Origin of the sequence: Mariniblastus fucicola, from assembly GCF_008087665.1 — a bacterium.
Taxonomy (GTDB): Bacteria; Planctomycetota; Planctomycetia; order Pirellulales; family Pirellulaceae; genus Mariniblastus; species Mariniblastus fucicola.
This window is the reverse complement of record NZ_CP042912.1, coordinates 598,439-620,271: the sequence shown is the minus strand read 5'-3', so window position 1 is coordinate 620,271 and position 21,833 is coordinate 598,439. Positions and strand designations below refer to the sequence as shown.

The window sequence follows — 21,833 nt, the reverse complement described above, 5'->3', positions numbered from 1 at the left end:
CTTCAATCACGAGCTAAACGAAACCGGTGACGTCGGTCGGCTCAGAGTTGATGAACCGCCAGGAAATGCTCGGGCAAAACTTGATCACTGGTTCAACGTTTCTGCATATGCCTTCCTCCAAAATCGTCCAACTTGGCTTTCCCCAGCCCGACATCGCCGTTATTCGGATGGACACGCCAGAGCGACCGGGAAATGTCCTGGATGAACAACTGTTCGCTGAACTTGATTCCGCGATCGAGAGCCTGCTCGAGCGTGAAGATCTGCGCGGCGCCATTCTTGTTTCCAGCAAGCCAAAAATCTTCGTTGCCGGTGCTGACCTGCGGCGAATTCAGAAAACGGCCGACTTCAGTGACGAACAGGTTATTGAGTTCTGCGAACAGGGCAGAGCGGTGATGCGGAAGTTCAGCTCCGGCCACTTTCCAACGGTTGCGGCAATTCACGGTGCCGCCGTGGGAGGCGGACTTGAGATTGCTCTCTGGTGCGACTACCGAATTGCGACCGATCATCGAGCCACCAAACTTGGACTGCCAGAAGTGAAACTGGGGCTGGTTCCCGGATGGGCCGGAACCAGTCGACTGCCAAGACTCTCGGGCTTTGAAGCCGCAGTCCAACTGACGACTTCTGGTGAACTGATTTCATCGTCCGCTGCCAAAGAGATTGGAATGATCGACGCGGTCGTTCCCTGTAACGACGCTACCGAATCGGAGTCGTTGCTTGAGGCCGACGCCATTCGTCTGCTGCAGGCGGTGAAAAAAACAGACTGGTTAGCAAAACGAAAATTGCTTGAAGGCCCGGTCCAAAACTACGGTGACGCCGAGTCAATCGTTGCCGACGCGGCCAAGGCAATCGTAGCCAATCGCGACGTGTTTCTGTTTGCCCCCACGGTGGTGTTGGAGCATCTGGCCAGAACCGCGACACTTGATGCGGCCGATTCGGAGGCCTCCGAATCAATTGCGATGGCTCAGGTTTACGGCAGTCCCGCCAATCGCGGCCTGCTGCATCATTACTTCTTGGTCAGACACAACCACAAGAATCCGGGCCTGGTAGACACATCGCTCGCGACCCAAAAAGTCAGCAAGCTTGGTATCGTTGGCGCCGGACTGATGGGCGAATCCATTGCCACGCGATGCGCTGCGGCCAACCTCGAAATCCGTTTGCTCGACGCAAACCCGGGCGCGGCTCAATCTGCTGCGGATCGTATCAACGATTCCACGTCCAGCAATCTGGCAAAGGCAATCGACTCGTATGATGAACTCGAGGGCGTGGACCTGGTCATCGAATCGGTCGTTGAAACGCTTAACGTCAAGAAATCAGTACTGCAGAAAATCCAGTCCGCTGAAAACACTCCGGACTGGATCGCGAGCAACACCTCCGCAATCCAGATCGAGTCCATGTCGGGCGACCTGCAGCATCCAGAGTCGTTTTGCGGCATTCACTTTTGCCACCCGAAACTGATGTCGCTGGTCGAAGTCATTTGCGGTCCCGACACGGACGAGCAAACGGTCGCGGACGCAGTCGCTTTCGTTCGCCAATTGCGGATGATGCCCGTCGCGATTAACGACTGCCCCGGGTTTGTCGTCAACCGGTTGTTGGCTGCGATGCTTAATGAGTCACTGAAACTGTACAGTGAAGGTTACTCGATTGAGTCGATTGATCTCGCGATGCGAGATTTTGGATTCCGGGGTGGTCCGTTTGAAATCATTGATATCATCGGAGCCGACACCTGCATGTATGCGGGGCGTAGCATGTGGGAAAATGGGCTGAAGTGTGTTTCGCTTTCTCCGATCCTGCCGCGGATGGTGAAGAAAAATCTGCTGGGTCGAAAATCAGGAACTGGTTTCTATCGCTACGAGTCCCTGGAAGCTGAGGGCATCTTTGATGCTTCGATCGACGACTTGCTCAATGACTACCGCAGCCCGAAACCGGACAGTGAGCTCAATACCGAATCCATTGCCGCAAGAATCTTGGCTCAGGTTGCTCGCGAAGCGTCGTTCATTCTGGAAGAAGAAATCGTCAGAGACGCACGTGATATCGACTTGTGCATCGTCCACGGACTTTCCTTTCCGGCTCACCGGGGCGGAATTCTGTTTTGGGCAGACCAAATTGGAATCGACACGCTCAACCGTTTGCTGGGCGATGAAACTTCGCCGCTGTTACAGCGGATGGAGCTGAAAGGACTGTCCTTCCACGAATAGGCAGGACCAGCGATTTCAGCAACGACAGACCCATAAATGATTCGATCGGATGACTGCTGACAAATAACTGACGAGAATTCGAGCTCACCGCAGACGATTCATCAACAGTGTCAAAGCCTTGTTCTCAACCTGCGTCGGATCAGCGTTGATGTCCTCGATTTTCCCGTCGAACCCGACAAGCATCACGTGCGGCAGCATCCCGGGCGGGCAAACTTCAAGGAAACTGTTCACTCCCGATCCAAACTTTCGATCCATGATGCGAATCATCGACGCCTTTCGCATCATCAGAGTAATTTCTGTCGGCAATTCGGGGTCGACGCAAACCGCGTAAATGGTGATCGGTTTGTTCCTGAGTGTTTTTGTACGAGCGTTGAGCTGTGCAAGGTATCGAACTGATCCCTCGGAGTTTCCAGACCAGAACACGACGATGCCGATCTTCTTTTTCATCTCGGCATCGATCAGCTGCTTTCCTGCTGAATCCACGCCGCGATACTCAATCGTTTTGCCTTGCATGCTGATACGAAACAGCCCGGCTTTTGCAACCGTTTTTGTCTGTTCGCGAAGCTCAGGTATGACTTTTCCTCGATCCGTCGCCTCGATGACCTCGACATAAATCGCTATGGCTTCGTCGATAAACTCATTGCGTTCGAACCACTGGCCCAACCCCAACACACGTTGCAGCAACAGAAGACCGATGTCTGGTTTTTTGAGTAAGCGGGATGCTGTCGCGGAAAGTTCACTTCGTCCCACTCGGCCGTTGGCCCAACGATCGGTGTACTTCTGGCTAAAGTTTTCAGCCCTGAGCAAAAGGCGATCCGAGATGTTCCGCAGTTTCCTTTCCATCACCGGTTTCAAGGTTCCTTTCGGATGACGATCACGCAGTTTGGTGAACAGCATTTCGGAATAGCTTGGCTCTTTTTCGATCAATGCGGAAAGGTGAGCTTCAATCATCGAAGCGACAAATTCGTTTTCCGGGAACCGTTTCATCGTATCGGCAAACAGCTCGACCAGACCAGCGACGTCGTTGCCGCCAGATTTGATTTTCTCGAATGACTGATGAGTTAACATCGCGACGCGAGCATTGCTGTAAATCTTTGGATTGGAATCGTCCAGGTAGGGCTCGTAAGCAGCCCGCAATTCGGGGCCTGATTCATTGAGGCCCAACTGGTTTGTAAAATCCAGTCCATACAGCTTTACTCTCGCCAACAGCCCTTCAGTGACGGCTTTTTCACGCATGTTCTCGCCAGCAGGTCCGCGCCTGATGATCTCATCAGAGACATCAATTCTCGACCTGCAAATACTGAGCGAGTCAGCAAGATTCGTTGACCGGGCGCTGCCAAGTTCTGCCAACTCAATGACCAACTCGTCCAGCGTATCAGCGCGATCAGCCTTAATTTGCTCGGCTTTGCGTTTGGCCTGCTCTGCGTTGTATTGCTCGTTGACCACCGGTTCGCTGCCCAGTCCGAAGACGCCAAAGACCAACACCATCGTCGTAATCATCCCCAACATCATCGCGAGCAGATTGGTTCGACCGTCCTCTGGTACCTCAACCGGTCGCAGATCGTCAGGCCGCGTGTCGTCTGATTTTTTGGATGACCGGGATTTCGAAGACCGGGAGGATCTGGATTTGGAATCGGAGCTCATGGTCGCGATTGCGTACAGTGTTAGTGGAGATTGATGCGCCGAAGATCCCCATCCATCGAACAAAACCTGAGTTTGTTTAGACGCAAGGACGAACCCTATGGTAGTTCAATAGAACCGCCGGACGATGCAGAATCAGGATTTGCTGACGCACCTTGCTGAGACACCGCCATGTAGGCCATGCGAAGTTGATGCAGGTTTTCGGTCAGCATGGCGGCTTCTTCATCAGACAGGTTGCCTTTGGTTTTCTCATCCAGAACGCCAACCATATCGATCAAATGCCGAGCCATCGGCAAATTCACCGGAGTGTTGCCATTGCCATCGAAATTGGGAAGCAAACCCAGCATGGCCATCGCCTGGGTTCCCAGCGTCGCCAGCAAAACCTGGAAGGATGCTTCTGGAATTTCCTGCTGTCCTTGCTGCGGAGAATCGGGCTCCGCGGATTCGCTCTCCTGTTCGCGGAGCACTTCTTTTTCTTTTTCGACCTGAGACTTCCAGTCTTCGTCGACAATGATTTTTGGTTCTTCAGAATCTGACATAGGATTAACTTTCAGCTGATTCACTGGGATGAGCAACGCGTGGCCGGGGCGGGTTCGCTCCCGACGGACTGGATGATTGACTGGATTTCTTTTCGGTCGCGGCTTTCACGAACCCGGCAAAGAGCGGATGTGAGCCGGTTGGTTTTGACTTGAATTCCGGATGATACTGAACCGCCACGAACCACGGATGGTCCTTTACCTCGACAACCTCTACCAGCGAGTCCTCTTTGCTGGTCGCGGCAATCACAAGGCCGTTGGCTTCCATTTGCTGACGGTACTGATTATTGAATTCGTAGCGATGGCGATGCCGTTCATAAATCGAATCGGTACCGTAGCATTCATGCGTAACAGTGCCCGCTCGCACGGTCGAGTCCTGAGCTCCGAGTCGCATCGTGCCACCTTTGTCCGTGACGTTGCGCTGCTCGTCGAGCAAACAGATGACCGGATGTTTGGCGTTTTTATCGAACTCGCTTGAGTTGGCATTCTCCAGGCCGACAACGTTTCGGGCATATTCAATAACAGCGCATTGCATCCCCAGGCATATGCCAAGAAACGGTATCTTGCGTTCGCGAGCCCAGCGAATCGCTTCAACTTTTCCTTCGACGCCACGTTCGCCGAATCCGCCAGGCACCAGAATTCCATGGTAGCCCGCAAGCAACCTTTCCGGACCCTCACGTTCGATTTCCTCTGACTGAATTCGGGCGATGCGAATCTGAGCCTGGTGCTTGATACCGCCGTGATCGATCGCTTCGTAAATCGACTTGTAAGCGTCTTTGTGTTCCGCATACTTGCCAACGACGGCGATACTGATTTCCGTTTTCGGATTCCGCAACCGATGAAGAATGTCTCTCCAATCGCCTACGTCCGGCGTTTTCTGATCGAGCCCCAGCTTACGAATGATTTGCGAATGCAGTCCGTGTTCAACCAGGCTGAGCGGAACTTCGTAGATCGAAAAATCTTTGTCGCGTTCTTCGATCACTGATTCTTTGGGCACGTTGCAGAACAGAGCGATCTTGTCTTTCTCTTCCGTCGGCAACTCACGTTCCGTTCGGCAGATCAACAGATCGGGCTGAATACCGATCTGCCGCAACAGGCCCACTGAATGCTGAGTCGGTTTGGTCTTCAACTCGCCGGCGGCTTTCAGGTACGGCACCAAAGTCAGATGGATGTAGAGGCAATTCTCTTTTCCATGATCCAGCGAGAACTGGCGGATCGCTTCCAGGAAAGGCTGGCTTTCAATATCGCCGACTGTTCCGCCGATTTCCGTGATCACGACGTCGACTTTTTCGCCATCGTCGCCGGGCCGCCCCAAATCGAAAATACACTGTTTGATTTCGTTGGTGATGTGCGGAATCACCTGGACTGTTTTGCCAAGAAACTCGCCGCGACGTTCTTTTTCGATCACGCTCAGATAGATCTGACCGGTCGTAAAGTTTGATTGTCGAGAGAGCGGGCTGTTGGTGAACCGCTCGTAGTGGCCGAGGTCCAGATCGGTTTCGCTGCCATCATCGAGCACGTAAACCTCGCCGTGCTGATACGGACTCATCGTGCCGGGATCGACATTGATATAGGGGTCAAGCTTTTGCATTCGAACGCTCAGACCGCTGCGTTCGAGCAGCATTCCGATCGAAGCACTGGTAAGTCCTTTACCCAGTGAACTTACGACCCCGCCGGTTACGAAAATATGTTTGGTCATTGCCCGATCGATCCGTCCCAATCCCGAAATGGTTATTGCGAAACTTCGATTCTATCCGTTAACCCATTTTCTGACAAACAGTTCGTAGTCCTCGCGAGTGTCGATTCCAACGACCGGTTCATCAATCAATCCGACATGGATCGGATATCCTGCAGAGAGCACTCGCAGCTGCTCCAGAGACTCCAGCTTCTCGGTTGGACACGGCGGCAATTCCGGAAAATTCAGCAGGAAGTCGCGACGATACGCGTACAGGCCGACGTGTTGCAGGAAATTCGCCTGCGGTCCGTCGAGCAATTCATCGCTCCAGGTTCGAGCGTGTGGAATCGGACTTCGGCTGAAGTACATCGCCTGACCGCTTCCATCGACCACCACTTTCACGCAAGCGGGATCTTCAAGGAGCCTTTCGGAACGAATCGGAGTCGCCAAAGTCGCCACGACGGCATTCGGGTTCGCCTCCAAAATGGATATCGCAAGGTCGATTGCGTCCGCGGAGATCTCCGGTTCGTCGCCCTGCAAATTGACGACAACTTCGAACTCCGGATGTCGCTGTGCGACTTCTGCAACGCGATCGGTTCCGCTGGCGTGATCCGCAGAAGTCATCTCCGCAATTGCACCGAAACGTTGCACCGCATCAAAGATTTCCTGATCGTCGGTCGCCACAATAATTGATTTTGTTTTTGAGTTGAGAGCCGCGGATTGCACCGTATGTACGATCAGTGGCTTTCCCGTTTCGGCCAACAACATTTTTTCAGGCAGTCGCGTCGAGTGCCGCCGGGCGGGCACCACAATCACCGAGTTCAATTCTTTTGCCATCTGCGATCATCCATGAGGTTGTCGTGCAAAACCAAAATCAAAATTGTAACCCGCCATGGGCTGACGCAACGATTAACGACTGGATTTTCTGCAGTCCGTTCGCTGATCCAGTTCCGTGAAACCACGTCAATACTGGGACTTGCCGTACAAAGTCAACCACCGCATTGTCATTCGCCACAAGGCAACCGCTCGCGCATCCGTGGAACATGCAAGACATCGCGGCACCAACGAAGACATCGGTTTCAAAACTTTCAGGTTCGAAACATTCGTAATGGCAACTGGTTCAATGACGAAGCCTCTTAAGTCCAAGCCATTTGCAATGAACGAACGGATCGACAGACAAGTTTTTGACCGAGAAGAAATTCACCTTGTTAATTTTCGGTAATGCTTGACCAGCGTTCGGCCTGCATGTCACCCTTCCATCCACATTCTGCAACTGGCAACGCCGTTAACTGAAATCGTCACGTCGCGTTGGCGCAAACGTCCCAAGACAGAAGTACCAGAAATGAAATTTTCAGTTACCCTTGCCTGAGCCACGTTACCACCTCTCCACAGTCGTCGACTTCCCGACGGCATTGACTACACGCACTGTTTCTCTCGAAACCACCCACTCCTACGTTTAGTCAACTTTTTTAAATCAACTCAGAGGTCAAACATGAAATCGTCCAGTAGAACTGGCTTTACTCTCGTGGAACTTTTGGTGGTCATCGCGATCATTGGTATTCTTATCGGCATGCTTTTGCCTGCAGTTCAAGCGGTCCGCGAAGCTGCCCGCAGAACCCAGTGCATGAATCAGTTGCGTCAGATCGCACTTGCAAGTCTCAACTATGAATCGGCCAGCATGCGTTTCCCGAGCTCGGGTTTTCAAGCTGCCGGTTTTGAAGCAGGTGGCCTAGTCCAACCGATTCTCGGTCGCGAAAACCTTGGCTGGGGTTACCAAATCCTCGCTCAGATCGAACAAGAGAATCTTCGCAAGCTCCGCGCGGACGGTATCGGACAAGGCTCACTGATTTCTGCTGGAACTGTTCCTGCCTACAACTGCCCGTCTCGCGATAGCGAGCGATTCCTTACAGATCCATCGACGGGAGAAGTCACCGCACTTGGCGATTACGCCGGATTCTTTGTCGGGCTCGACTTCCCAACGTTCGTGACTGAGATCACGATCCCGTGGGACGGCACGATTGACTTTCAGCCAGAACTGGACCCTGAAGTTCAGTCTGAATCATCACGAGTATGGCTTGGCGCGATCACAAAAGCTGGACACGTTCAAACGGATGGTTCACTGCTCAAGAACTCTCGCATCGGGTTCGGATCACTGACTGACGGATCTTCGAACACACTTTTGTACGGCGAGAAAGCAGTCCTCTCGACTCAATACCAGCCGGAAGGCACCTACGACACCGTCCCTTGGGAAGCTCAAGGTTACCTGGCGTCAAGCTACTGGTCGACGATGCGTACGCTGGGTCCTGCCGGAACGATGGTTGCCGACAATGACTTTTCTTACATCGACAGTGCCGGTTACTCTGAAGCCCACCAAAAAGGCTTCGGATCATCTCATCCTGGAAACGTCAACTTCGCCCTGTGCGATGGCTCAACGCATTCGTTGACGCTCGACATTGGCGCCTACGAGCTCTACCAGCTCGGACACCGTTCGGATGGATCTGTTGTTGATGTGACAGAATTTTAGGTCGCCGTCAGACAGTCAAATCTCGCGAGAACGCAGAGGGCATTCCTTTGCGTTTTTTTGTGCGCAAGACCAAGAATCCGGGCTGCCTTGCGGCAATTTAACTCAGCTTGCATCGCTTCGAACCAAAATTAAAATTGGTAAAGATGGAACAGAACGACGACGGCATGGACGCGGTAATTCCAGATTAGGAAAAGGCAACATGCCCAGCGCTGATGTGTTTTTGACCGGTGGCACCGGATTCATTGGAAAGCACTTTCTGAAACAACTTACAGGCCTTGGTCGCGACGTGAGGTGCATGGTTCGCAAGACGTCACGGATCGATGGGATCAGCAAATTCAAGTGCGAAATTGTCAATGCTGACCTGAACAATATCGATTCACTGACGTGGGCCATTGCCAACTGCAAAACGGTATTCCACGTCGCCGGTAAAGCCAGAAACGTGACTCGCGGTGGACTCCTGCAAACCAATTGCGAAGGAACGCGGAACCTCGCCATCGCCTGCCTGAGACAACCAAACCCGCCCACGATGATCTTCCTTTCATCACTCGCAGCAGCAGGGCCCAGCCAACTGAATCAACCGCGAGTCGAAAGCGATCCGTGCGAGCCTGTTTCCGAGTACGGACATAGCAAACTGGCCGCGGAATCTTCCTTGCGAGACCTGTCAGACGATCTGGCGATTTCTGTCATCCGTCCACCGATCGTCTTTGGCGAAGAAGACACAGTGACCCTGGATCTGTTTTCCGCGATCAAGAAATTTGGACTCTACGTGCGGCCCGGATACTCCGAAAAACAGTACTCACTGATCCACGCGGATGATCTGGTACAGTCCGCATTGGCGATTGAATCCAACGGCCGACGGCTTGCCAAAGACAACCTTGCCCGCGGCATCTACTACTCGGCATTCCCGAAAGAACTGAGCGCTGAAGAACTTGCCGAATCAATCGGCGAAACAGTTTCGCGTCGCCCGTTGACGATTCCTGTTCCGAACTTTGGAGTGAAAGTTGTGGCGGCACTCAACGAAGCGATTTCCGCGGTTACGCCGTGGAAGCCATTTGTGAACTGGGACAAAGCTCGCGAGGTTACGGCCGGGTCATGGACCTGCAGTGCTTCGAAACTTTTGCAGCAAACGGAGGTTAAATTTGAGTCCCTTGAATCGAGGCTGGCTCAGACGGCGGAAGGTTATCGCCGCAAGGGCTGGCTGTGAATTCGAATGAGGGCCTCGCTTTGCAAAGTTTTGAGCTAAACTGAAGAAATGGAAAACTCATTCGACATTGACTTTGAAGTTCCGTTTCGACATCGAGTCCGATTCACTGAGAACCTTGCCGAGAACGACACCGGGGTGTTGTTGGATTTGCTGGAATCGCCCTCGGAAATCAAGCCTCGAGTGCTGATCGTGGTCGACGACCAGTTGCTGGAAAATTCTGGCAGAGTTGCGGAACTGATTGAGAAACTCGAGAACAATCAGGACATCCTGCTGCTCGATGGCGGTTCGACCGAACGCCCTGGTCCGGCTTTCGTTTTGCCAGGCGGAGAAACTGCCAAGAACTCGACACAGTACGTCGAGCAACTGCTTTCGCTGATCAACGAGCGGAATCTTGACCGCCGGAGCTACATCGTGGTCATCGGCGGCGGCGCCGTGCTGGACGCCGCGTGTTATGCGTCGGCGATTGCTCATCGTGGCATCCGCGTGATTCGGATCCCGACAACGACGCTGGCTCAGGGAGATTCGGGCGTCGGCGTCAAAAACGCGATCAACTTTTTCCGCAAGAAGAACTGGATCGGGACGTTCGCAGTGCCGTGGGCCGTCATCAACGATGCGGCTTTGCTGACGACGCTGCCGAGCCGGGATTTTCGCTGCGGATTCAGCGAAGCCATCAAGGTTTCCCTGCTGAAGTCGGAGAACGATTTTGACGAGCTTTGCCGCAACGCAAAACAGATTGCCAATCGTGAGATGGATGTGGCGTTTGCCGCCATCAAGAAGTCCTGCCTTTGGCATCTTAAGCATATCACCCGCGGCGGCGACCCTTTTGAAGCACTCGAAGCCAGACCCCTGGATTTTGGCCATTGGTCGGCTCACAAGATGGAGCAAATGAGTGGCTATCGACTGCGTCACGGAGAAGCCGTTGGAATCGGCGTGGCAATCGACTGCATTTACTCCAGCCGCGTTTTCGGTTTCCCGGAAGAAGATATGCGACGCGTCATCAAGTGCCTGGAAGATTTCCGACTGCCGCTTTGGGATTCAACTTTGAATGATTTTGATGCGTTGCTTGGCGGGCTAGAAGAGTTCCGCCAACATCTTGGAGGTCGGTTGACGATTACGATGCTGGAAGAAGTCGGCGATCCGATAGACGTTCACGAAATCGATGCCGACCAAATGCGTGCTTCGATCGAAGAGCTTCGAGGCCTGGCGGTTGGATCCGGCTCGCAGCGATAGCGATCTGAAAGTTGGCGTTCTCGCGAGTTCGCATTCGCCCAAGGTCGGATTTATTGAAGTCGCACTCCCCTCAAACCAAATGCGGTTTGAGGATGCTGATTCTTTGGCACGCCCTACACCAGAACGAGCCCACCGGAGACATGCCCGGCGGGCCAACAACGAGTTGCATTACCCGCCGAAGGGCGTGTCAGCTGGTGCTCCCGCAGGTGAATCCGCGGCTTCTCCAGCTTGTGGCGCCTTTTCACCACGCATTGTTGCAACCGACTTGGCCAACTCACTGGACATGCCTTCGAAAGCTGTTTTTAGTTGCATCGCATAGCTTTCTGTTTTCGGTTCTTCGTCCTCATCTACTTTTGCCAAGTCAACAAATCCAATATTGGAATCCTCTTCCATGAACTCGTCGAAACGCTGATCAAGACCCTCCAGGGCCGCCTTGTGGCGATCCGTTGCGGCATCCACGACTGCTTTCGTGCTCAACAATTTTTGCACATTGAAAGCAACCAACTTCGCACGACGCCGGCTGAGATTTAATTCGTAATTCGGAAGCTCAACGATCGGCTCGACAACCGCTTCGCCGACACCAGGAAAACCGCCCGGTCCACCACGACCACCTTCGTCCCCCATGCCCATGCCGGGTCCGCCCATGCCGCCCATTCCCATGCCGGGTCCGCCCATGCCCATGCCGGGTCCGCCCATGCCGCCCATACCGGGTCCGCCCATTCCTGGACCACCCATGCCGGGTCCGCCGGTTGGTGCTTTGGGAGCATCGACGTAGTTGGTGCCGGTTACTTTCAGATCAACGTTGTCCCAGAGGATATTGTCATAGATCAGTTCGTCGACGCGTTTCTTGAGACCCGCCGCTTCTTCGCTGAGCGAGCTCGAGGCATACATCAGACTCGACTCGATCACCGAATTGATTTTTTCTGGAGCAATTCCCGTCAGCGGCAAACGCCTCATACCTCGAATCGCTTCCAACTTGACCCACTTGGGAATCTTGCTGTCTTTGGCCAGCATCGCTGACATGCGATCGAAGTAGGCTGCAGCTTCGGCCGGCATTCGTGATTTGCTCATCAGCTCAACGGACTTACTGACCTTCCATCGATTCAAATCGATTTTCAGTTCCGGGTCCGCGGCCAGAATCGCATCCATCGCTGTCGTCACTGCGCTCATCAGTTGAGTTTTTCGGTCGTTCGGAATTCGAGGCGTTGCGATCGCATCATCGACTTCCATGTGTCGAATGATCCCCGCGAACGCAGCGGCTTTGAGGTATTCCGGATAGTCACCCTGCCACATCGTGATCAGTGAGTCCAAACCTTTCAACGAAGGACGCGGCGGTGTCTTGGAAGAACGAACCAGCGGCGAATCATCCAGGCGGCTGATCAGAACGACTGCGTTGACGCGAGCAGCCGGAGTAAGCTCTTCGTTGTCCACCAGCTTTTGCAGGCCGGGAAGCAGGATGCTTTCAATCAAGGTGGTCCGCGAACCAGTCACATACTTGGTCCCCAGATACGCCCGGTCAAAGTCATAGCGAAGCCGGCCAGCGTCCCGCAGATTCTCCTCCATCGTCATCGATGGAAAAACGTAGCCGTCGAAAAACGCCTGGGTTTCCGGAACGTTCACATTGCCGCCCGAGAGCAGAATCGCCTGAACGGCTTTCTGATCGTCACGCCGCGCGGCGCGAGCGTTGCGATTGATCGTCGTCAGTTCACGACGGTTTTCCGCATCCTCATCGACCTCAACCATTTGGTATTTTTTGGCCAACGGAAGCTCTTTGTAATCCTTGGCCTGAGCCGCGTCGGCAACAGGAGCGACAGATGCAGCGGCAAGCCACATCAGACAAACAGGAAACAGACGAGCGAACGATTTTGGATAGCAGCTGAAACTCATGGAAACCTCAATTCAAATTCAGCCACAAAACCTGGCAGTGGCTCAGCAGCATTTTTGCGAAAAATGCCTTGTTATCACAGGATACTTGTCGATTAGGGCCCACGCCAATGGAATCGCCACGTTAGACGAGAGTTTGCGAGTTCCCCTAACAGCATCGACCCTCAGGGAATCTGTAAGCCCCGATCAGCTGCCTGAGAACAATTGAGCTTTCACCAAATCCGGCAGATTCCATATATTCAGAATCTAAATCACCGACCCATCCCATGGAAAGTTCGATGTTCCAATTCCCGATCACGTCTGCCGCATTCCTGTTGATGCTCGTCATGCCTCAGGAAGGCGTCGAAAACTTACTCGATTCTCCGACGCAGACCGCTGCAAAAAGTTCCCAAGCCAAACCGACAGATTCTGCAGAAGCAGCGAGAATCAAGGCCGAGGTGGCTGAAATCATGGCAATTCGACAACAGCTGGGCGGGGGAATCAGCGAACAGCTCAAAGACCTCTCGCTCGAAATGCCCAACGGCAAACCGCAGCAAAACCCCATCGGCGCCGCAACCAGCCCTGCGTCACCGATTCGATTCAAAGAACAACTTGCCAAACAAGCCGCGCAACGTCCTGCCGAGCAATTTCGCGATGCTCCCCAACTCAGCACCGTACGCAACTCGGCCGCTGCACACGCTCGCTGGAAGGAAAACCTTCAAATGGCACCATCGAATGAGCAAGCTCAGGCTACGTCCGCTCATTCCAGCCGCAACCGCGAATCGATCCGCCACGCCGCACGAATGCTCGAGGAAGCCGCCGCCGTGCTCGAGGAAGCCAGAGAGTACAATCAGGCTGACAAAATCCGCCAAACCGCCGGTGAACTTTGGCGAGCCGCTCGCAACCGGTGACTCGCGATGGACTCCTTGTCAGCAAGTCTGCCGAACAATTGCTTTCCGATGCTGATTCTGCGAGTTATTATTGCTGTGTCTCTGCCTGTTCCCGTAGGACCCTGAAAACCGCCTTAAGGTCGAAGCAACTGGTCAGATTTTCCGATTCAAAAACCTTGGCAATTGCGGTAGCACAGGGTTTCATTTAGGCTCAACCTGAGCCGGGCCTACTGATTATTCCGGTCTCTGGGCACGTCCAGTGCCGGTTCAACAGCACGGCATCCTGGGTTTTTTAGAGGGAAGAACATGGCACTCGACGGGTTTGGAAAATTTCTGGTCAAAAACAAGCTGGTGACCCAGGACCAGGTTCTTGATGCGGATGAACTCTCGCGACAAAACAAAATTAGCCTTACCGAGGCGATCTTCTCTCGCGGCTATATGGGCGAATCAGAGGCGACTCAAGCTCTCGCCAAGTACCACAGGATGGAATTCGTCGACCTGAGCGAAGTCGAGATCCCGGAATCAGTCATCGAGCTGATGCCAGAAACGGTTGCCCGTGAAAACGCCGTAATTCCCATCTCGGAAACAGGCACCGGCGGGTTGAAGGTCCTGATGAGCGACCCCAACGACGTGGACACGATCGAAAACCTTCGATTCATCCTCAACCGCGACGTTTCCGTGGCTTTGGCGCCAAAATCGATGATTATCGGAGCGATTAACACCAGCTATGGCCAGATGGAGGGTGAATCGGCTGACTCGATTCTGCAGGAATTCACCGATACTGCGATCGACTTCACCGAGACGGTTGAAGACGGCAACGACATGAACAAGGACGAAGTCGACGAAAGCAGCAGTGCGATCGTGCGGCTTGTTCAGCTGATGGTCACCGAAGCCGTTCAGGTTCGAGCCAGCGACATCCATGTCGAGCCATTCGAGGATCGCGTCCGAATCCGGTACCGCATTGACGGCGTGCTTCACGAGCGTGATACGCTTCCGAAACGCCAACTCGGTGCCATCATCTCCAGAATCAAGATTTTGGCGAAGATCGACATTGCCGAACGACGCCGCGAGCAAGACGGCCGGATCAAGGTCTCTGTAGGTGAAAAAGAGCTCGACCTCCGTGTCAGCATCATTCCGACTAATAACGGACAATCCGCCGTTCTGCGTCTGCTCGATAAAGACAACATCAAGATCGGTGTTAGACAGTTAGGCTTTTCTGAGCGGACCTACAAACAGTTCATGGATCTGACGAAGCGGCCCAACGGCATTATCCTTGTAACCGGTCCCACCGGATCTGGCAAAACGACCACCCTCTACGCCGCACTCAACAGTCTCAATCGTCCGGACCGCAAGATCATCACGGCTGAGGATCCAGTCGAGTACTACCTTCCCGGGATCAACCAGGTGGAGGTGAAACACAAGATTGGACTCGATTTCGCACGCATTATTCGCTCGATGTTGCGTCAGGCACCCAACGTTATCCTCGTGGGTGAAATGCGTGATGCGGAGACCGCCTCGATGGGAATCCAAGCATCACTGACTGGACACTTGGTTTTCAGTACACTACACACGAACGATGCGCCCACTGCGATCACTCGAATGATCGACATCGGCGTTCCCGGATATTTGGTCGCCAGCTCCGTAGTGGCCATTTTGGCTCAGCGACTTGTGCGGACGATTTGCAAGAAATGCGGGGCTCCTTATACGCCTCCGGAGCATCAGATTCACGAAGCCGGACTGACGCCGGAAGAGGTCGCTGGCGCGACGTTCCGAAAGGGCAAAGGCTGCAACTCGTGCCAAAAAACCGGCTATCGAGGCCGTGTGGGTATCTACGAGATGCTGATCATTGATGCCAAAATCCGCCAGATGATCTTTGATGACACGCCCACCAACATCGTCCGTGAGTACGCGATCAGCAAAGGAATGTCGACGCTGTACATGGATGGTCTGGCAAAGGTTATGGGCGGCGTTACCACCCTAGAGGAAGTCTTCCGCGTGGCGAAGAAGACCGAGCAAGACGACAGGTAGTGTCATTTTTGCGATCCTGGTTGCACATTTTGCCCCCGAAAAGTGATTTTTGGGGGAATTCTTTGGACCTTTCGGTCCTGCTGCGAACAATAGGAACGGTCAAACAAGGCAGGCCGCTTCCAAAAATCAGCTCCCACCGTCCCGTTCACTTCACATGGACTCGCTGATTGCTCACGTCTTAATGCCTGTTGCCACGTTTTGAATCAATCCGGGCGAAAGCCTACCTTCGAAACCCTAACACTATATAAGTATGGCCACTGTTCTAATCGATAAACTGCTGGAAGCCTGTGTGAAGCAGGGAGCTAGCGATATTCACATTACTACGGGACAGCCTCCTGTTTTCCGCCTGCACGGACGTTTGCGAAAACTGGAGACGAAGGTCCTTGAGCCTGAAGACACCGTTGCGCTGATGAAGAGTATCGCGCCGGAACGCTGTCAGCGTGAGCTTCAGGAAGTCGGAAGTGCTGACTTTGGTTTCGCGTATGCGGACAAAGCCCGTTTCCGCGTTTCGATTTTCAAGCAACGCGGCCAGATCGCGATGGTGCTTCGCCAGATCCCAAACGAGATGATGGCGCCGGACTTCTTGGGCATCCCGGAGGTCTTTACGAAGTTGGTCATGCGTCCGCGTGGTCTGATTCTGGTGACGGGCCCCACGGGTTCGGGTAAGTCGACGACGCTCGCAAGCCTGGTGAATTTCATCAACGAACGGGTCGACCACCACATCATTACGATCGAAGACCCGATCGAGTTTTATCATTACCACAAGATGTCGACGATTAATCAGCGTGAAGTCGGGGTGGATGTCCCAAGCTTTGCCGAAGCGATTCGTCGTGCTTTGCGTCAGGACCCAGACGTGATTCTGGTGGGTGAGCTTCGTGACCTTGAAACGATCGAAGCTGCGATCTCGGCGGCAGAAACGGGTCACATCGTTTTCGGAACGCTGCACACCAATAGTGCTCAAGGTACCGTCAACCGGATCATCGATGCTTTCCCTGGAAACTTGCAGGACCAAATTCGAACTCAGCTTTCGACGTCGTTGATCGGCGTCCTTGCCCAGACGCTGTTGCCGCGAATCGGCGGTGGACGTTGTGCGGCTTACGAGTCACTGGTGGTGACGTCTGCGATCAGTAACCTGATTCGTGAAAACAAAACGTTCCGGATTAACTCCGCGATCCAAACGGGTGCGAAGTTCGGAATGCAGCTGATGGATGACTGTCTTTACGACCTTTGGGAAGAAGAGAAAGTCGAGATGGAAGACGTTTTGGGCAAAGCTCAAAACCCGGATTCATTGGCCAAGCGTATCGCTCAAGCCCGCCGCAAGATCGGCACTGACGATATGTTCGACGACGAAGACTACGATGACTTCGAAGAGGACGACGACGTTTAGGAACTTTTACAGCGGCGCTCACAAGCAGCGCTCACCAACCAAGCTCAGCGTTCAGGACGATCGCCAGGCATCACTCTCTTTCGGGAGAGTCGACGGTTTTCCGTCGGGGAGACAGGCTCTCCTGAAACCAGATACCGTTAATCGATAACCAAAACGGAACGCTTTGCGTTCAAGGAACTGCCATGGCCGCCAGAAGGCTAGGACAAATTTTTGTTGACCTTGGATACATCAACGACGACCAGTTGGAGATGTTGATCGAGGAACAATCGCAGTCGCAGGGCGGCAAGCTGATCGGTCGCATTGCGATGGAGATGGGTTTGGTCACCGACGACGAACTGGTGGCGTCGCTGGGCGAGCAGTTCAATCTTCAGACGATCGACCTGGATGGCGTAACGCCTCCGCCGGAAGCGCGTGAAGCGATCTCGGATTCGATGGCTCAGCTTTATCGCGTTATTCCGCTTCAAATCAACGACAACGTTTTGACGCTGGCGACTTGCGATCCGCAGAACCTTGCGATGCAGGATGAGCTTCGTCGCTTTTTGGGTTTCGACATTCGCCTGCTGGTTGCGTCGGAGTCTTTGATCCTGAAGTTGATCGACAAGTACTTCAACGAAGAGTCTGAAAGTATTGAAAAGATCATTCAGGAGCTACAGGCCGACGACGAACTGAAGGCGGCATCTTTGGCTTTGCTTGGCGATGGCCCGATCAACCTCGGCGACATGACGGAGCTGGCCAATAGTGCTCCGGTTCGCAAGCTGCTGAACATGGTTTTGCTGTTGGCGATCAAGGACCACGCCAGCGACATTCACTTCGAGCCTTTCGAAGACGAGTTCCGCATCCGTATCAAGGCGGACGGGGTTCTGTTCGAGATGGTTCCGCCGCCACGTCACCTGGCGTTCGCGATTACGACGCGGATCAAGGTTATGGCGAACCTGAACATTTCTGAACGACGCTTGCCACAGGACGGCCGTATCGAGCTAACCGTTGGCGGTCACCCGGTTGACCTTCGCGTGAGCGTGATGCCAACGATGTTCGGCGAAAGCGTTGTTTGTCGAGTCCTTGACCGCAGTGTTGTTTCGTTGGACTTGAATAACGTCGGCATGAACGCGGACATCATGGAACAGTTCCGTGAGGTCATTGGCAAGCCCAATGGCATCGTGTTGGTGACGGGACCAACGGGATCCGGAAAAACGACGACGCTTTATTCAGCGCTCAGCGAGCTGAACAACATTGAAGACAAACTGATCACGACCGAGGATCCGGTTGAGTACGACATCGACGGCATCATTCAGATTCCGATCAACCATGACATCGGAGTTACGTTCGCCACGGCCCTTCGCGCGATTTTGCGTCAGGATCCGGACAAGATTCTCGTCGGCGAGATTCGTGACTATGAAACTGCGGAGATCGCGATTCAGGCTTCATTGACGGGCCACATCGTGTTCAGCACTTTGCACACCAACGACGCGCCCAGCACGGTGACTCGTTTGAAAGACATGGGCGTGCCGGCCTTCCTGATCACGGCGACTGTCGAGGCCATTTTGGCTCAGCGACTGGTGCGTCGTATTTGCCCTGAGTGCCGCGAGGAAGTGGATATCTCCGAAGACGTTTTGCTGGAGCTGGAAATTGATCCGGCTTTGGCAGAAGGCAAGAAGTTCTATCGTGGCGCCGGATGCTCGACCTGTTCGAACACGGGCTACAAGGGTCGCATCGGATTGTTCGAGCTGATGATTCTCGACGACGAACTTCGCGACATGATCATGGAAAACAAGACAACGGATGACATCAGGAACAAGGCCAAGGCCAAGGGAATGGTTTTGCTCCGAGACATGGGAATCGGATACGTCTTTGATGGCACGACCAGTGCAGAAGAAGTCATCCGCGAAACAGTTCTGGACGCTTGATCCTGCCACCGAAAAAACGACACACGTAAACTGAAACCGAAAATCGAGTTTTAAAATGCCTACCTATCAATTCGAAGCGATGGACCCTCAGGGTCAGGAGATTCGCGACGTTATCGAAGCTCCAACGCAGGACGAGGCTCAGGCCACGATCCGTTCGATGGGCTATTTCGTGACGAAGATTGCTCAGCAGAAGTCCAACGTCAAAGCTGGACAGAGCAGCTCTCAGGCTCGGAAGACGTTTGCTCTTGGCGGGGCAGGCGGTAAAAAAATGGTGACGTTTACGCGTCAGCTTTCGATTCTCCAGGACGCAGGTCTGCCGATTCTTCGAAGCTTGAAGATTCTGGAAGATCAGGCGAACCCGGGCGCTCTCAAGAACTCGCTGATCGATGTTTGCGATGAGATCGAAAGTGGCTCGTCGCTGTCGGAAGCTCTTTCCAAATCACCGAAGGTCTTTGATCGACTGTACGTGAACATGATCAAGGCTGGTGAAGCCGGTGGTTCACTCGAGATCATTTTGCGGCGTCTTGCCGAGTTCAAGGAGCGTACGCAGAAGCTTAAAGGTAAAGTCATCGGAGCGATGATTTATCCGATCATGGTCGTCGTTTTCACGATCGGTATTTTGACGTTCATCATGTTGTTCATCATTCCTGAATTCCAGAAGATGTTCGAGGAATTCGGAATTGAACTGCCTGCGATGACTCAGCTGTTGATGGCGATCTCGGATCGCGTTTGCCGACTGTGGTTCCTGTTCCCGCTGATTCCGATTTCGATGATGCTGTTCGTTTCGCTGGTTTGCAAATTCCGCGCGGGGCGAATGGGCTGGCACCTGTTTTTGCTCAAAGTTCCGATCATGGGCAAGCTGGTTGAGAAAGCCAACCTCGCCCGTACGACACGTACGCTGGGTGCTCTGGTTGCCAGTGGTGTTCCCATCATTGAAGGCCTGACAATTACTCGCGAGACATCCGGCAACGCGATGTTCGAAAAGATTTTCTCCCGCGTGACCGATTCGATTCGCGCTGGTGACACGATTGCCAATCCAATGAAAGCCAACTCGCGTCCGGGTTTCCATCCGGTAACGCTGTTCTTCTTCCTGGCAACGATGTCGCTTCCGCCATTGGCCGTTTTGTTCATCAAACCTGACTTCTGGTTTTACGTGGCTTACGGTTCCTTCGGTCTCTGCCTGGTTGGATTTGCCTGGTACTTCCTGAACTACAAGAAACCTGTCGTGGAAGACCTCGTCGTGAACATGATCGACGTGGGCGAAGAGACCGGTGAGCTTGACACGATGCTCTACAAGGTCGCTGACTACTACGAAGAAGAAGTCGAATCGATCACGGACGGAATGATGAAACTGATCGAACCGTTGATGATTATCTTCCTCGGTTTGGTCGTACTGTTCATCGTTGTCTCGCTGTTCATGCCTCTGATCGCGATCATCTCCGGTCTGACTGGCGGAAACAAATAGAAACGCGAGTCCAAAACGAAGCATTTGAATCGACTGCATTGTCGTTCGAATCGAATGCCCGGCTCATCGCACGACGGCTTCGGTCGTCGTGCGAGACAACGAACACTTGTTCATACATAAACAATGAACACGGAGCATTTCGTTCCGCGTTCTCCGAAACACCCTACCTGAAAAAGCAACTAACGGGAGAAACCATGAGTTCTTCAAGCCATTACAACCGTCGCCTTCGTCGAGGCGGTTTTACGTTAACCGAACTTCTAATCGGCATCACGATCATTGGTTTGCTGGTGGGGATGTTAGCTGTCGTTGGCGGCGGCGCAATCAACCGAGCACGTGAATTTGCAGTGACGAACGAGATCACGCAAATGAGCCAGGCGATTGAGAACTTCAAGAACAAGTACGGTTTCTATCCGCCGACTTTTCAGACTTTGTCGCAGCTTCAGGACCATGATTCAACGAATCAGGTTTTGATTCAGAATGAAGCCAATCAGGTTTTGGTCTATCTGAACAAGATCGCACCGAATCATCAGGAGCGAGGCCTTTCACCGATTCCTTCGCGAGCGTCAGCAGGCTACCGTCGAATCGATGACTGGTGGCAGCAGGTTGGCGTGAACCTGAACCAGCAAACTTGTCTGCAGTTCTGGCTCAGTGGACTGATTCAAAACAAACAGTATCCGCTTACTGGAGGACTTGGTTTGCCAGGCACCTTCAATGCCTCGTACGACCCTACAAACGATCCGTACATCCCTGTCGCCTACAACTCAGCCACGCTGTGTGATCTTGATACGACTGACAAATTTAACAATGCCACGATCGACACCTATTTCACCGTGGACGTTGCCCGTGACATACTGTTCGATTTCGACACCGATCGATTCGAAACGTTCGAAGAACTGGATCTGGCTAACCCGGGTTCACATCCGCGGAACACTGATCCGACGAACTCGCCGGCCTCCAATGTCACGGCCTACAATCTCCCCTACCACAAAACCAACGCGTCCAATGGGCTATCCGCTTTCTATGCGTATCAGGATGCCGCGTCGTACACTTCAGAGCCGTTTGCCTATCACTCGACGCAAGTCACTACTGGAGTTCCGAGTAATTTTGCCAATCCGAACACCTTCCAGCTGATCTCTCCTGGCCTCGACAGCGACTACGGTGCGGCTGCGACCACCCCGCTTTCAGGATTTTTGGCAGCTCAAGACAAAGTTGCGATTGCCGACAACATTTGCAACTTCACCAATGGCCGCATGGACAAATTCCTTGACGACCAACAGTAATTTACCTGCCT

Annotated in this window: 15 protein-coding genes; 10 read left to right on the top strand and 5 right to left on the bottom strand. The window is 53.4% G+C overall.

Annotated features, from left to right (window positions below; all coding sequences use genetic code 11):
- The first annotated feature begins 50 nt into the window (after positions 1–50).
- Positions 51–2,195 carry a 3-hydroxyacyl-CoA dehydrogenase NAD-binding domain-containing protein gene (locus MFFC18_RS02290; RefSeq protein ID WP_148618594.1) on the top strand — a complete coding sequence of 715 codons (2,145 nt, stop codon included), beginning with the start codon at positions 51–53 and terminating at the stop codon, positions 2,193–2,195.
- An 84-nt stretch (positions 2,196–2,279) separates the two neighbouring features.
- On the opposite strand, the gene MFFC18_RS02285 is transcribed toward MFFC18_RS02290, so the two are convergent.
- The 4 genes from MFFC18_RS02285 to kdsB form a co-directional block, all read right to left on the bottom strand.
- Positions 2,280–3,839, bottom strand: coding sequence for a hypothetical protein (locus MFFC18_RS02285; RefSeq protein ID WP_075084761.1), 1,560 nt, complete (start codon positions 3,837–3,839; stop codon positions 2,280–2,282).
- 95 nt (positions 3,840–3,934) lie between these two features.
- Positions 3,935–4,375 (bottom strand): DUF1844 domain-containing protein, encoded by a 441-nt coding sequence (locus tag MFFC18_RS02280; RefSeq protein ID WP_075084762.1) that lies wholly within the window; start codon positions 4,373–4,375, stop codon positions 3,935–3,937.
- Between the two features lie 4 nt (positions 4,376–4,379).
- Positions 4,380–6,071, bottom strand: coding sequence for a CTP synthase (locus MFFC18_RS02275; RefSeq protein WP_084417152.1), 1,692 nt, complete (start codon positions 6,069–6,071; stop codon positions 4,380–4,382).
- Between the two features lie 51 nt (positions 6,072–6,122).
- The gene (gene kdsB / locus MFFC18_RS02270) at positions 6,123–6,884 is read right to left on the bottom strand and encodes a 3-deoxy-manno-octulosonate cytidylyltransferase (RefSeq protein WP_075084763.1); all 762 of its coding nucleotides are present in this window, start codon (positions 6,882–6,884) and stop codon (positions 6,123–6,125) included.
- A 655-nt stretch (positions 6,885–7,539) separates the two neighbouring features.
- On the opposite strand from kdsB, the gene MFFC18_RS02265 reads away from it, so the two are divergent.
- The 3 genes from MFFC18_RS02265 (at position 7,540) to MFFC18_RS02255 (ending at position 11,005) form a co-directional block, all read left to right on the top strand.
- Positions 7,540–8,571, top strand: coding sequence for a DUF1559 family PulG-like putative transporter (locus tag MFFC18_RS02265; protein WP_075084765.1), 1,032 nt, complete (start codon positions 7,540–7,542; stop codon positions 8,569–8,571).
- 199 nt (positions 8,572–8,770) lie between these two features.
- Positions 8,771–9,775 (top strand): NAD-dependent epimerase/dehydratase family protein, encoded by a 1,005-nt coding sequence (locus MFFC18_RS02260; RefSeq protein ID WP_075084766.1) that lies wholly within the window; start codon positions 8,771–8,773, stop codon positions 9,773–9,775.
- A gap of 48 nt (positions 9,776–9,823) precedes the next feature.
- Positions 9,824–11,005 carry a 3-dehydroquinate synthase gene (locus tag MFFC18_RS02255; protein ID WP_075084767.1) on the top strand — a complete coding sequence of 394 codons (1,182 nt, stop codon included), beginning with the start codon at positions 9,824–9,826 and terminating at the stop codon, positions 11,003–11,005.
- Between the two features lie 168 nt (positions 11,006–11,173).
- On the opposite strand, the gene MFFC18_RS25195 is transcribed toward MFFC18_RS02255, so the two are convergent.
- Positions 11,174–12,892 (bottom strand): hypothetical protein, encoded by a 1,719-nt coding sequence (locus tag MFFC18_RS25195; protein ID WP_075084768.1) that lies wholly within the window; start codon positions 12,890–12,892, stop codon positions 11,174–11,176.
- 275 nt (positions 12,893–13,167) lie between these two features.
- Between MFFC18_RS25195 and MFFC18_RS02245 the strand changes: the two genes are divergently transcribed.
- The 6 genes from MFFC18_RS02245 (at position 13,168) to MFFC18_RS02220 (ending at position 21,822) form a co-directional block, all read left to right on the top strand.
- Positions 13,168–13,779, top strand: a complete 612-nt coding sequence (locus tag MFFC18_RS02245) for a hypothetical protein (RefSeq protein WP_148618593.1) — start codon at positions 13,168–13,170, stop codon at positions 13,777–13,779.
- Positions 13,780–14,064: 285 nt separating this feature from the next.
- The gene (locus MFFC18_RS02240) at positions 14,065–15,786 is read left to right on the top strand and encodes a GspE/PulE family protein (protein ID WP_075084771.1); all 1,722 of its coding nucleotides are present in this window, start codon (positions 14,065–14,067) and stop codon (positions 15,784–15,786) included.
- A gap of 250 nt (positions 15,787–16,036) precedes the next feature.
- The gene (locus tag MFFC18_RS02235) at positions 16,037–17,173 is read left to right on the top strand and encodes a type IV pilus twitching motility protein PilT (RefSeq protein WP_075084772.1); all 1,137 of its coding nucleotides are present in this window, start codon (positions 16,037–16,039) and stop codon (positions 17,171–17,173) included.
- Positions 17,174–17,355: 182 nt separating this feature from the next.
- On the top strand, positions 17,356–19,077 hold the full coding sequence (locus tag MFFC18_RS02230; RefSeq protein WP_075084773.1) for a GspE/PulE family protein: 1,722 nt from the start codon (positions 17,356–17,358) through the stop codon (positions 19,075–19,077).
- Between the two features lie 55 nt (positions 19,078–19,132).
- A complete protein-coding gene (locus tag MFFC18_RS02225) occupies positions 19,133–20,542 on the top strand; it encodes a type II secretion system F family protein (protein ID WP_075084774.1) in 1,410 nt (469 codons plus the stop codon).
- Between the two features lie 194 nt (positions 20,543–20,736).
- Positions 20,737–21,822, top strand: a complete 1,086-nt coding sequence (locus MFFC18_RS02220) for a type II secretion system protein (protein ID WP_084417169.1) — start codon at positions 20,737–20,739, stop codon at positions 21,820–21,822.
- Positions 21,823–21,833 lie beyond the last annotated feature (11 nt).